This is a genomic window from Nocardia sp. NPDC056000 (assembly GCF_042269265.1).
In the GTDB taxonomy this organism is placed as follows: Bacteria; Actinomycetota; Actinomycetes; order Mycobacteriales; family Mycobacteriaceae; genus Nocardia.
The window spans coordinates 389,989-403,430 of the sequence record NZ_JBHJXS010000004.1 but is presented as its reverse complement, the minus strand read 5'-3'; the positions used below and the strand labels follow the sequence as shown (position 1 = coordinate 403,430).

General features: G+C 66.5%; 7 protein-coding genes. 3 read left to right on the top strand and 4 right to left on the bottom strand.

All coding sequences use genetic code 11. The features are described from left to right. Window positions 1–9 precede the first annotated feature (9 nt). Window positions 10–2,172 carry an MMPL family transporter gene (locus ACFC4D_RS14155; protein WP_376063221.1) on the top strand — a complete coding sequence of 721 codons (2,163 nt, stop codon included), beginning with the start codon at window positions 10–12 and terminating at the stop codon, window positions 2,170–2,172. On the opposite strand, the gene ACFC4D_RS14150 is transcribed toward ACFC4D_RS14155, so the two are convergent. The 3 genes from ACFC4D_RS14150 to ACFC4D_RS14140 form a co-directional block, all read right to left on the bottom strand. Further along, complete coding sequence (locus ACFC4D_RS14150) at window positions 2,102–3,523, bottom strand: MFS transporter (protein ID WP_376063220.1); 1,422 nt, start codon at window positions 3,521–3,523, stop codon at window positions 2,102–2,104. The genes ACFC4D_RS14155 and ACFC4D_RS14150 overlap by 71 nt on opposite strands. Next, window positions 3,520–4,512, bottom strand: coding sequence for an alpha/beta hydrolase (locus tag ACFC4D_RS14145; RefSeq protein ID WP_376063218.1), 993 nt, complete (start codon window positions 4,510–4,512; stop codon window positions 3,520–3,522). Before ACFC4D_RS14145 ends, ACFC4D_RS14150 begins: the two co-directional genes overlap by 4 nt. Before the next feature lie 433 nt (window positions 4,513–4,945). After that, window positions 4,946–5,440: a hypothetical protein gene (locus ACFC4D_RS14140; protein ID WP_376063217.1), complete on the bottom strand. Its 495-nt coding sequence runs from the start codon at window positions 5,438–5,440 to the stop codon at window positions 4,946–4,948. 358 nt (window positions 5,441–5,798) lie between these two features. Between ACFC4D_RS14140 and ACFC4D_RS14135 the strand changes: the two genes are divergently transcribed. Further along, the gene (locus ACFC4D_RS14135; protein WP_376063216.1) at window positions 5,799–7,235 is read left to right on the top strand and encodes a carotenoid oxygenase family protein; all 1,437 of its coding nucleotides are present in this window, start codon (window positions 5,799–5,801) and stop codon (window positions 7,233–7,235) included. A 63-nt stretch (window positions 7,236–7,298) separates the two neighbouring features. On the opposite strand, the gene ACFC4D_RS14130 is transcribed toward ACFC4D_RS14135, so the two are convergent. Beyond that, entirely contained in the window at window positions 7,299–12,764 is a 5,466-nt protein-coding gene (locus ACFC4D_RS14130) for a carboxyl transferase domain-containing protein (protein ID WP_376063215.1), read from the bottom strand. 275 nt (window positions 12,765–13,039) lie between these two features. Here ACFC4D_RS14130 and ACFC4D_RS14125 point away from each other — a divergent pair, with 275 nt between their 5' ends. Continuing rightward, complete coding sequence (locus ACFC4D_RS14125; RefSeq protein WP_376063213.1) at window positions 13,040–13,408, top strand: hypothetical protein; 369 nt, start codon at window positions 13,040–13,042, stop codon at window positions 13,406–13,408. Window positions 13,409–13,442 lie beyond the last annotated feature (34 nt).

The following is a 13,442-nucleotide window of genomic DNA, read 5'->3' as shown; positions in this document are numbered from 1 at the left end:
GGAGCTGCGATGTCGGGCCAGACGACCCCGTGGATAGATCGGCTTGTGCGAAGGCGGTTCACCGTCGTGGTCGTGATGGTCGGCGCATTGCTGGCGCTCGGTGGCTACGGCCTCGGACTGTCCGAGCACCTCGGCGTCGGCGGCTGGGACGATCCGGGCTCGGAATCCTCGCAGGAGGCACGACTGCGCGACCACGCGTTCGGAACCGACCACAGCGCCGACGTGCTGCTACTGTTCCACGCGCCGACCGGGAAGACCGTCGATGACCCTGCCTTCGCAGCCACCGTGGCCGGCTATCTCAACGGTCTGCCACAGCGCTTTCCGGGCCGGATCGCGCGCATCAACGGCGCGTACTGGGCCACCGATACGGGTATGGCGATGCCGGATATCTTCGGCACCGAGCGACGGGATCACGGCTTCGCCTCGGTCGCCATCGAGGGCACCGATGACACCACCAGGTTGAACAACTTCCGCGCGATCTCCGGCGAACTCGCGTTGCCCGGTGTCGATATGGAAGTCGCGGGCAGACAGCCGATCGCGGCGGCGCTCAATGACACCATGGCCCACGACCAGCGCCGGATGGAATTGTTCGCGATACCCGCGGTGGCGGTGCTGTTGTTCTTTCTGTTCGGCGGGGTCGTCGCCGCATCGCTTCCGCTCGCCGTGGGCGGATTGACCGTCGTCGCGGCCTGGGGCATCGTCCGCGTACTGACCACCTTCATGGAGGTGAACACCTTTGTCTCCCCTGTGGTTTCGATGATCGGTCTCGGCTTGGCCATCGACTACGGACTTTTCATGGTGAGCCGGTTCCGGGAGCAATTGGCCGCCGGCAACGAGGTGCCGGAGGCGGTTCGGGTCACGGTGGCGACCGCGGGCCGCACCGTGTCGTTCTCGGCGCTCATCGTGGTCGCCGCGGCGAGCACGATACTGCTGTTCCCGCACGGGTTCCTGCGCTCGTTCGCCTTGGGCGCGATGGTGACGGTGGCGCTGGCGGCGGCGGTCTCGGTCACCGTCCTACCTGCCGCGCTGGCCATACTCGGCAGGCGCGTGGACTGGTTGGGCTACAACGGATTTCATTCCCGGCGTGCGCGCGCCGACCAGCGGAACAACGCCTGGGGACGGATCGCCGGAGCGGTCATGCGCAGGCCGATCACGACCATCGTGCCGGTCGTGGCGATTCTGGTGGTACTCATCGCCCCGGTGCGCGATATCGCCTTCGGCGGTATCAGCGAACGATTTCTACCCCCCGAGCATCCCACCCGCACCGCGCAGCAGCACTTCGACGAGCTTTTCCCGCTGCGCGAGACCGACCCGGTCGAGATTGTGGTCCGGACGTACTCCACCACCGATCTCGACGCCACGATCGAATCAGCCAATCGGGCACCGGGTTTGAAAGCGCCGTTCCCCGAACCCTTTTCCGCACCCTCGCAGCTCGGTGTCTTCACCACCTCGACAGCAGTCGGAAATGCGCACGACGCCGAGCGGACCATCGACTACTTGCGTGCCATGGCAGTGCCCAAGGGCACGACCGTGCTGGTCGGCGGTCAATCCGCGGCCGAGATCGACAGCGTGGACGCGGTGCTGGATCGCATGCCGTGGGTGGTCGCGCTGGTGTTCGCGCTGACCACAATCCTGCTGATACTGGCATTCGGCTCGCCGGTGCTGCCACTGGTGGCCGGGTTGCTCAATCTGCTCGGGCTCGGCTCCACGATCGGAGTCCTCACCTGGATCTTCGCCTCCGGGCACGGGGCCGGACTACTGGACTTCACACCGCAGCCGATCATGGCACTGGTTCTGGTGCTGATCATTTCGGTGATCTACGGCCTGTCCACCGACTATCAGGTGTTCCTGCTTGCCCGAATCCATGAGGCGAGGAGCAAAGGCGCGACGGACACCGAGGCGGTCCGGGACGGCATCGCACGGACCGGGTGGATCATCACCGCCGCCGCGCTCATCCTCATCGTCGTATGCGGAGCCTTCGCGCTCTCGGATCTGGTGATGATGCAGTACATCGCGGTCGGCATGGTCACCGCGCTGTTCATCGATGCCGTCGTGCTGCGCATGCTGCTCACACCGGCACTGCTGGCATTGCTGGGACCTCTCAGCTGGTGGCGGTCCGGCTCCAGGGCGTCGAGCCGAGAGCGACACGGCGATAGGGCAGTGTCAGTGTGAGCGCGCCGAGACCGATTGCGGCGAGGGCGATTACGCTGAGCATGGTCATGCTGCCCGCCAGGGTGTGGGCACGGAAGAAGAGCGTGCTGAGTATCGCGAGGCCCACCGAATTGCCGATCTGCTCCACGGTGGGCAGCAGGCCGGACGCCTCGTCCAGATCGCGGTCGCCCAATCCCGCGAGCATGATCGGCTGCAGCGGGATGCCGAAGACCCCGACACCGAAGCCCGCCAGAAACACCGGGACGGTGACCAGTGCCAGGTTCACCGTTCCGGATGTCAGGTAGAGATATCCCACGCCCACCGCGACCCAGCAACCGAAGCCGACGATGCCGGCGGCCAGGACGCGAATACCGAAGCGGTTCACCAGTTTCGGCGACCACAGCGCGCCCGCCCCGGCCCCGACGGCGAAGGGGGTCATGGCGATTCCGGTTCGAAACGCGGAGAACCGCAGCACGTCCTGCAACAGGATCGACACGGTGAACACGAAAGCGGTGAACAGTCCGAAGAAGACCGCCACCAGCACCGAGCCGACCGCGAATCCCCTGTCCGCGAAAAGATCCAAGCGAACGAGCGCGGTCCCTCCGCGGCGACGGGTCGCTCGCTCGTAGGCAACGAACAACCCCGCGAGCGCCAGCGCGATCGCCGCACAGCCCACGTGCATCGGGTGCCAGCCCGACTGCTGGCTGTCCGAGAGCGCGAACAGCAGCAAAAACAGCGCGGCCGTAGCGATTGCCGAACCGCGCAGGTCCAAGGGCGGTCGCTGCGGTGCCGGACCGATGTTCAGGTACTTCGCAGCCAGGCCGATGGACACTACACCGAGTGGCAGGTTCAGCAGAAAGACCGCGTGCCAGCCCAACCCGAGTGGGTTCAGCGTGATCAGCGCGCCGCCCAGCAACGGGCCGAGCATTCCCGCGAAACCCGCTGTGGCGCCGTAGATCGCGAAGGCGGAGGGCTGATGGTCACGCCGGAACGAGGCGGTGATGATGGCGATGGTCTGCGCCGCCATGCCTGCACCCGCCACGCCTTGGGCGATCCGGGCACACACCAGTTCCACTGCGCCGGAGGATATTCCGCACCACACCGAAGCCGCGGTAAAGGCCGCCGCAGCCCAGAGGAATACTCGGCGACGGCCGAGAATCGCCCCGAGCCGGGCCGCGGTGAGCAGCACGCAGGCGAAGGCCAGCGAGTAACCGGCGACCACCCACAGCTGCTGGGACTGTGACGCCCCCAGGTCCGCGGTGATCGATGGGAGCGCGGTGTTGACGATCGTGACATCGATCATCTGCATGAATACCGAGATCAGGCAGGCTCCGAACGAACCGACGGCCACCGCCGCCTCTTTCCGCGTCATCGCAGCGCCGCCTCGAACTGCGGCCAGGATTTGTGCAGATCGTCTTGCCAGTAGCCCCAGGAGTGGGTGCCGCTCGGGCGCAGATCGAAGGTCGCCGGAATCCCCGCGGCGCTGAGCCGCTCGCGTAGCTGGCGGGTGCACGTGTTCGCGACCGCCTCGAGCGGAGATCCGAACATGAGCTGATAAAGCAGCTGCACGGCATCGCCGTGCGCCGCCCCGAGCGTATCGTCGGGGCCTGGAAGGCCCGTTCCGGCAGCGATATACATGGACGTGCCACGGAGCTTGTCCGCTTGCAGGTAGGGGTCGTTCGCCTGCCAGGCCGGGTCACCCGAGGGCCCCCACATATTGCTGACGGTGCCGCGCTGCGTGGCGACCACGGCCTGAACGATGGCCTGCCCCGCCAGGTCGCTGGTGCGCGCGCACCCGCTGTAGGAGCCGATCGCCCGGTAGAAACCCGGAGCGGCGATGGCCAATTGGAACACCGAGGTGCCCGCCATCGACACCCCGGCGATCGCGTTCGCACCGGTGCCGTGGAATTCCCGGTCGATGACCGCCGGCAACTCCTGAGTCAGCAGGGTGGTCCACCGTTGTTTACCGAGCACCGGATCATCCGCGCGCCAGTCTGTGAAGTAGCTGCCCGCGCCATCCATCAGCACAACGACGTTGACCTGTTTGTCATCGAAGAAATCGGTGAGATCGGTACGGTCGATCCAATTCCCGTCCGAGCCGCCGCTGGAACCATTGAGCAGATACAGCGTCGGTGCCGGCGACTCCGGATGGGCCGCGCGTAACAGTGTCATTCGAATCGTCCGGTTCATCGCCGTCGAATAGAACCCGAGTTGCGTCTGCCTACCGGGTCCCGGGCGAATCTCCACCAGCCGCGAGGTGTCGGACCGCACGGGATCGGCATATGTGCTCGCCCACCCGCACGAGAGAAAAAGCAGAGCCGCGACAAGCACCGTGCCAGCCCGCCTCGATCGTCCCGACATGCCAACTCCTGACCCGATGAAATAACTTCGGCTCGCAGTCAAGAACACACCGGCGCGGAGGCACTCGTTATTCGAGTTTTGTTGTGGTCCTTACCAAATGCCGCAGGCTACGACTGTGGACCGAATACGAGCACACGCGATTGTCGCGGTTCACGTACCGTGGCTGTTCTTTTGGTGAGATCTCCGAGCCATCGCGCATCGACTGTCAACCGCTTCGATCGGGCCCTAACGTAAGCGCGGCAACAGGATTCACGCCTCATATGCCGTACCGATGCCGACGTCGACCGACTCCCGACGCCGGCCGGTACTCTCCGCAGGCTCGCACCAGCTCTGGTGCGTGCGGACCCTGGATCGGTGACACGAAAGGGGTCCACGGCCTGCGGGCGCGCCCACCGGGAACTGCCTCTAGCCCGGTGGGCATGCGGCACCGCCATCACCTCGCGGCGGCGGGCCAGCTGACAGCGGGCCACGATTTAGGCAGATCGATCGAGCCGGATAACGCCAGCTGCGCCAAATCCTCATAGGCGCCGCGCATTTCGGCGAGATGGTCCCACGCACGATGCCGCTGAATCGCGTCGCTCGCACAGTGCAGCGCCCACTGCGCACGCACCGCCGCCTCCGCCACCCGGCCGATCACCCCGCCGACCGAATCGGTCCAGCGCGGAGCTCCCGGTCGCGGCCGGGGCAGCAACGCCCCGATCCAGACATCGATCTCATGCACCACCGTGTCGATACTCTGACCGATCTGCACCATCGACGGCTCCGCACACCATTCTCGATACAGCGTTCCGAGCGCACCGGCCCAACCGGCAAGGGGAATATCACCGTCGAAGTCTCCATCGATGGCGCGCAACAGATCTTGCGGTGACAGAAACGGCCCGTTCGGCAGATATGGCAGCGGGGAATGCACTCGTAATTCGTAGAACACAGCAACTCCTGGGCAGTGCGCCGCGACTCCGGCGCGTCTCTGCGGAAAACCTCCCGGTAGAGGAGGCGGACCGGCTCTCGTCGCGCGTGATCCCCGCGTTAGGCGCCGGAGTGAACGGTCCCAAAACAAAGCTAACACCGTGCCGGACTCGCAACCCCGGCGCGACCAGACGCTGCACATCTAACAACGAGACCGGCTGCGGGCGATGACACATCACGGATGCGGTTTTCGCGCAGGCTGCCTCCGCGTTCGCGCCGTGTTCGTCATTGACAACACATCAGGCGCGCTTCTACATTTGCGGACATACGTCATCAGATGACAGGTGTCATCAGATTAGTGATTCAAGGGAGAATCCGCGATGACCAGCACTCACGCGTCCGCTTACCACCAGGTCACCGCACCGCTGCTCGACGAGCTCGACTATCGGATCGACCAGATCGACGGAACGCTGCCGCAGGATCTGCAGGGCACGCTCTATCGAATCGGACCCGGTAAGCATCAGGTCGGCAAGTCGCTGCTACACAACGTATTCGACGGCGACGGCATGATCTCGCAGTTCGCCTTGGACGGCACCACGGTGCGATTCCGCAACCGGTACGTGCGCACCCGGCACTTCCAGCACGGCCAGCGCTCGAACCAGATTCGGTATCGCGGTGTGGGAGACCAGATTCCGGGCGGCCCGCTGGCCAATATCGGCCGCTTGCCGGAGAACGTGGCCAACACCAATATCGTCAACTACGACGGTGGCCTGCTGGCGCTGTGGGAGATGGGCAATCCCTACCGCATCGATCCCGATACCCTCGATACGCTGGGCCCCACCGATTTCGGCGGTCGCCTCGGCTTCCTCGGCGCGTTCTCCGCGCACCCGAAATGGGATCCGGTCACCGGCGATATGTACAACTTCGGCTTGGATGTGCTGCCCACCCCGCGCATCCGCACCTATCGAATCGATCGCTCGGGCAAGCTGCACAGCGTCGCCTCGATACCGATGCTCGATGTGCCGTGGAACCATGATTTCGCGCTCACCGCGCGCTATATGGTGTTCGTGCTCGACCCGATCCTGCCCAATATCGCCAAACTCGCACTGGCCACGTCCTCATTCGTGGATTCGCTGGAGTTCAAGCGCGCCAAGGGAACCCGGTTCCTGCTGGTACCCAAACGGGGCGGTCGCCCGCGCATCGTCGAGCACGAAGCGCTCCTGCATCTGCACCTGACCAACGCCTACGACGACGGCGATGACGTGGTGGTCGAACTCGTGCGGCTCGACACCGGCTGGGACGAGGTCCGCCGCATGACCGGCATGGTGAACCGCGACGACCTGGGCGAGCCGCAGTTCCCGCACTCACGGCTCATGCAGTATCGGATCACCAAGGGCGGCACCGTGATCGAACGCGAACTCGCCGATCGCTCCGGCGAATTCCCGCAATACGACTGGCGTCGCGGTACCCGCGAACACCGCTACAGCTACTTCGCCGGTGCGGGCGGACCGGCCGGGCTGTTCAACGCGGTGGTCAAGGTCGATCACCGGACCGGCAAGCTCACCAGCTGCGAGCTGGGTGCGAGTTCGGTCGGCGAACCCCTGTTCGTACCGCGCACCCGCGACGCCGAGGAAGACGACGGCTGGCTGCTGGCTCTCAATCACGAACTCATCGACAACCGTTCCCAGCTCCTGATACTCGATGCCCGCGACCTCGAACGCGGTCCGCTGGCCACCGCATGGCTCGACCACCACATTCCCTGGGGATTCCACGGCACCTTCACCCACCGCATCGCACATCCCTACGGGCACAAATGATTCCGCCGGTCCCCCTTGTGAAGGGACCGGCGGAATCTTCTCAGCTGCCTAGCCTGGTGGAGCTCAGCGCAGCTTGGCCTCGATGGCATCGATGATGCGCGGACGGAGTTCGGCGGCGCGAATGATCGCGTCGACCGAACCGACCTCGACGGCGCGCTGGATATTGTGCACGCGGTCGAATTCGGCGGCGACCTCACCGAGCTTCTCGGTGCGGACCGAGGAGCGCAGTTCGTCGAGTTCGGCCGTCAGCACGGCACGGTCGGCACCGGCGGTGGTGGCGGCACGAGTCTCGAGCTCCCGGACGCGCGGGTCGGCCGCGGTGCGGGTGCTGACCTCGTGGGCGAACACCACCGCGGCGGCGGGCGCGCCACCGAGCACCGACGCGAACGAGCCTTCCAGGGCCAGCACCGTCATATTCGGGTTCAGGGCCTTGGAGAACACCACGAACGCGCCGCCGTGGTACCGCGAGATCACGCAGAACACGATCGGGCCTTGGAAATTGACGATCGCGCGGCCGATTTCGGCGCCGTACTCCAACTGGAGTTTGCGCATCGACTCCGGGGAGCCGTCGAAGCCGGACAGGTTCGCCAGCACCACCAGCGGGCGGTTGTTGCTGGCGGCGTTGATGGCGCGCGCGGCCTTCTTCGACGAGCGCGGGAAAAGCGTTCCGGCGGTATAGGTGTCGGGTCCGTCGGTCGGGGTCAGGCCACGACGCGTCACGCCCCGGGACTCGATGCCCAACAGGCACACCGGGATACCGCCCAGACGCGCGTCCTGCACAACCGCGGTCTCGGCGTCGGCCATGCCCGCCCAGCGCTCGAGCACCGGGTGATCCTGGTCGGCCACCGCGCGCATCACCGTGCGAATGTCGAAGGGCTTCTTGCGATCCGGGTTCGCGGTCGAGGAGAAGATCTCACCGACGGTGGTGAAATCGCTGTCCGCCACCAGATGCGGGAAGTCCGAGACATCGCGATCGAGCGGATCGCTGGTCTCCACGCGGCGCGGGGCCTGCTCACCGGGAGCGATGTAGGTGTGGTCGTAGTGCGACATCAGCACATCGCGGGCCGCGAGCAGGTTCGGCGCCCAGTACTGCGCCTGACCGTTCGGGCCCATGACGCGGTCGTAGCCGCCGATACCGAAGTTGTCCTCGGCCGACACACCACCGGAGAAGTCCAGGGCCTGCTTACCGGTGAGCACCATCGCCGAGTCCGGGGTCATGATCAGCACGCCCTTGGTGTGCATGAGCATGGTGGCTTCGGCGTTCCAATACGGTTGCGCGCCAACGTTGATGCCCGAGACGACGATATTGATCTCGCCGCCATCCTGGGTGAACTCGACGATGCGCTTGAGCGCGGCCGCCACCCAGTCCATGTTCTCGGTGCCGGACTTCATCGAGATCCGCGCGCCCGAGGACAACGCGTACCACTCCAGCGGCACCTGCATCTGCTCGGCCAGATCCAGCGCCGCGATCACCCGGCGGCATTCCGGTTCCGACAGCGCGCCAAGTGATTTGGTGGGATCGCCGAGCAGCACCACGCGGGTGACGCCCTCGGGGTACTGCGGGGTCGGGGTGGTGACCACACCGGCGACCATGGCCGCCTTGTTGTAGCCCTTGGGCCGATCCACCGGCACCAGCGCGTTCTCGATATTGAGGTCGTACTCGCTGAAATCGCCGAGCTGGCCGGTCAATTCGTACGGGTACACGGTGTTGCGGCTGCTGGCGCGCAGCACCTTCTGACGGTACTCGTCCAGCGGCTCGACGGCCTCGTCGGTGCGCTCACCGATGGTCACCTCGGCACCGCCCGCCGCGTCGAACGCGATCCGCAGGGCGATCTTGGTGAGCTCACCGGTTTCCGGATCGAGCTGGCGGGCGATGAGCAGGATCTCCTCCAGCCCGGCGCCCGCGGTCATCGGCAGCACATGCCCGCCGATGACGGTCTCGAGCTCCGCGCGGGTGACATCCACCGCAGGCCAGATGTACATGACGATGCGGTTGGTGTTGAACCGCTTGGCCGAGGGCCGCATCGACTGCGCGCGCCGGATCGAGTCCAGGCAGGTGGCGATCGCGATTTCGGCCGAGGGCAGCGCCAGCAGTCGACCGTCCCGCTCGCGCAGCGCCGCGAGGTCGCGGACCTGGGCGAAAGCGATGAGCCGCTCATCGGACGGATTGTCCTTGGCGATACCGCGGAACAGGTACACCTCTTCGTCGTCCGAGGACGGCAGTCGGGTGAGGTCGAACTTGCGCAGGCGCTTCATCTGCATGCGCTGGGCGATGAACGGGTGCAGACCGCGGATCAGGCGCTCTTCGACCATGCCGGTCGCCGAGGGCCGGAAGGTGAAGTGGTGGTGCATAACCGCGCCCCCACTGCCCGCGACGGTGGCGGTGATGCGATGCACCTGGTTCGGCAGGGGCTGCGCGTCCAGGGCTTCCTGCAGGGCCGTGGCCATGGCGTCGAAGTCCTCGGGCTGCTTCTCCCAGCCGAGGTAGATATCGGCTTCCACCGAGGCCGCGCTGGCGGAGACCTGCGCCAAACCGCTGAGCACACCGCTGATCTGGTCGAAACTGCCAGCGGCCGACACCAGGCTCAGGCCACGGCGTTCGGCGACCACGAAGGTGTTGTCGCTCGCGTGCTTGGTCTGGACGTCGGCGAGGTCCTTGTTGCCGTAGTAACGGCGGGTCAGGACTTCGAGCATGGCGGAGTTGTCGGCGTATCCGCGCACCAGGCGCTGACCCAGCAGACGCACCAAAGGCTCGGTGCTGCGCACCATTTCGGCGATGCGCTCACCGCGATCGGCGGCATCGGGATGCTGGTCCAGGTAGTGCAGGTTCTTGCGCACGCTGGTGTAGACGCGAGCGCGGTTGCGGCGCAGCAGCGGCTGACCGAACCAGGCATAGACGACCCCGCGCGCGAGATCGGCGATGACGGGGAAACGTATCTGCGTCGCGGCGACTAAACGCTCGAGCGCCAAGCCGACCGGTTCGCGCAGTGCCCCATCGGGTCCCGGCTCGCGCAGCCACTCGCGCAGCAGCGTGGTGATGATGGTGACCGCATCGGCCGGACGCTGCTGCGCCAGGAAGATACGGAACACCGCCGCCTCGAGATCGGGCGTGCGATCGAGTTCGTTCACGCCGTAGTGCGCGAGCGCGGTACCCAGCTTGGCCTGGTACGACGCGGGCAGACCGGCGCGATCGACGTCGAGGCTCTGCAGGTAGATGTGGAAGTACTCGCGCGCGCTGGGCGCGTGCGCGGGACCGCTCTCGTCTTCCCACGACCGATTGTGGCTCAGCTCGGCGAGATCGGCGAACAGGCGCACGATCTCGAATTCCTCGACCAGCGGGCGGCGCTTGTCCGCGATGGCGGCGCGGCGCGCGATCAGGTACTCGTCGACGACGCGGCGATCATCGTGCGGATCGACGTCGAAGCCCATGAGCAGGCTGCTCACGTCCTGCAGGCCGCGGGTCAAACGCTCTTGCGGGCGAACCGATTCCGGCGCACCGGGCAGATCCAGCTGGACCTGTTCGGTGGCCGCGCCCTCGGAGTCCTCGCCCTCTTCTGCGAGGGGCTCGAGGCGCATGAGCGGCGCGCCGGTCTCGACCTGGCTGCCGACCGTGACCGAGACTTCCTTGAGCCGGGCCCGGAACGGTGCGCGCAGCACGGTTTCCATCTTCATGCTCTCGAGCACGAGCACCGGAGCGCCCGCCTCGACCTCATCGCCGACCGAGAGCGGAGTCGCCACAACCAGCGCGGGCGCGGGCGAGCGCACGACGCCGCCTTCGTCACGGCTGATGCGATGCGTCACGCCGTCGACATCGACCACGTGGATCGGGCCGTGCGTGCCGGTGACCAGGCGGTACCGGGTGCCGTTGACCACGATCTGGCCGGTGTGCTGATCGAAACGCTCCAAATCGACATCGGCGGTGGCGATATCGCCACCGGCCTCGATGCCGATCCGGAAGCGGTGCGCGCCGATGCGGGCGACCCGCACGCGGTAGCTCGCGCCGCGCAGCTTCAGATCGTGCGGGCGGCCGCTCTGATGCTGCACCTGCGGACGGCCACCGGCGGCGGTGGAGAGCAGGCGATGGCGCTCGGCGTTCTCTTCTTCCTCGTACGCGTCGATGGCCGCGGCCGCGAGCGCGATGGACGAATGCTTCTGCGAGACAAGGCGACCCTCGCCGCGCACGCGGTCGATCCAGCCGGTGTCGGCGCTGCCGTCGATGACCTCGGGCTGGTTGAGCAGGTCGAGCACGAAGCTCTTGTTGGTCGCGCCGCCCTCGATGACGACCTGGGTCTGGGCCATAGCACGGCGCAGGCGCGCGAGCGCCTCATCGCGATTGCGGCCGTAGGCAATGATTTTCGCGATCATGGAGTCGAAGTCGGCGGGGATGGTATCGCCCTCGCTGACGCCGGTATCGACGCGAATGCCCGGGCCCGCAGGCAGATTCAGGCGTGCGATGCGGCCCGGCGCGGGTGCGAAATCGCGATCCGGATCCTCGGCATTGAGGCGTGCCTCGACCGCGTGGCCGCGCTCGGCCGGGGGCTCACCCTCGAGCTTGCCGCCGGAGGCGACGTGCAGCTGCGCGCGCACCAGATCGAATCCGGTGGTGGACTCGGTGATCGGATGCTCCACCTGCAGGCGGGTATTCACCTCGAGGAACGCGAACATCTTGTCGCCGGGGTGGTAGAGGAACTCCACCGTGGCAGCGCCGCGGTAGCCGACCGCGATGGCCAGCCGCTCCGCCGACGCCTTGAGATCGGCGACCTGCTCGGGCGCGAGCACGGGTGAGGCAGATTCCTCGATGACCTTCTGATTGCGGCGCTGCACCGAGCAGTCACGCACGCCGAGCGCCCACGCGGTGCCCTGACCGTCCGCGATCACCTGGACCTCGACGTGCCGGGCGCCGGTGACCAGGCGCTCCAGGAATACGATGCCGCTGCCGAACGCGCGGGCGGCTTCCTGACTGGTGCGCTCGTAGGCATCGGCGAGCTCGGCCTCATTGGAGACCATGCGGATGCCGCGGCCACCACCACCGGCGGTCGCCTTCAGCATCAGCGGGTAGCCGACCTTCGACGCGGACTCCAGGGCGGCGTCGAGGGTTTCGACCGCGCCGCGACTCCACGGGGCGACGGGTACGCCGACCTCTTCGGCGATCAGCTTCGCGCCGATCTTGTCACCGAGCTTGCGCATGGCGTCGGGGCTGGGGCCGATGAAGGTGACACCGATCTGCTCGCACAGTTCGGCGAAGGCGGGATCCTCGGCGACGAAACCCCAACCGACCCAGGCGGCGTCGGCGCCGGTGGCGACGAGCGCCTGCTCGAGCGCCTTGAGATCCAGATACGGACGCGCGGACGCGGGACCCAGGTCATAGGCGGCGTCTGCTTCTCGCACGAATGTCGCGTTCCGGTCGACATCGGTGTGCAGGGCCACGGTTTGAATGGGTAACCCGGTCTCCGCGGCCAGATCTCGGACGGCGTGGATCAACCGCATGGCGGCCTCCCCACGATTCACGATGGCGATACGGCTGAACACTCGCCAACTCCTTCCACAGCACTGGCCCGGGGTCGGGCGATTGGATTACGACTGCCGGTCTCGCGTAGTTTGCACCCGAACCGCGCGCACGTACACAGCGTCTCGGGGTTACTCGTACGTATCGTGGGCAATTCCTCAGTCGACGTCGGGAAAACCGGTAGTGAAAATCCACTGTCGGAGACAATGGTGTAATTGGTTCCGGGCGTGGATGGACCATTCGAACCGTCGGGGGCCGGGTTGGCACCGCCCCCGCCGCAGCGTAGGAGGGGATCTGTGTGACAGACATTCTCGACGTGCTCCAGGCACGCTGCGCCGAGATCGCCGGCGAGGCGATCCTCTCCGGCGAAACCCACCCCGGCCTCGAACTCACCACCCGCGAAGTGGAAGACCTGATCAACCACATCGCCGACCTCCACCGCCGCCTGCACGAGCTGGCCGCCGCCCACCGCGACCTCGACGACCGCCACACCCAACTACGCGACGCCACCACCGCAACGGGCGTCTCCCTCGACCGCATCCGCGCCGCCGTCGAACACCGCACCGCCCACCCCGAAGCCCAACTACGCCAAGCCGCCACCATCGCGCGCACCGCCGCCGAAAACCTGACAACCGCGACATTGAGCATCGAAGGCTCATCGAGCTGACTTGACACGCAGCCGAATTCAGCCTGCGCGCTGG

Coding starts and splice junctions, on each gene's coding strand:
- ACFC4D_RS14155 (WP_376063221.1), top strand. CDS start 10: ATGTCGGGCCAGACGACCCCGTGGATAGATCGGCTTGTGCGAAGGCGG.
- ACFC4D_RS14150 (WP_376063220.1), bottom strand. CDS start 3,523: ATGACGCGGAAAGAGGCGGCGGTGGCCGTCGGTTCGTTCGGAGCCTGC.
- ACFC4D_RS14145 (WP_376063218.1), bottom strand. CDS start 4,512: ATGTCGGGACGATCGAGGCGGGCTGGCACGGTGCTTGTCGCGGCTCTG.
- ACFC4D_RS14135 (WP_376063216.1), top strand. CDS start 5,799: ATGACCAGCACTCACGCGTCCGCTTACCACCAGGTCACCGCACCGCTG.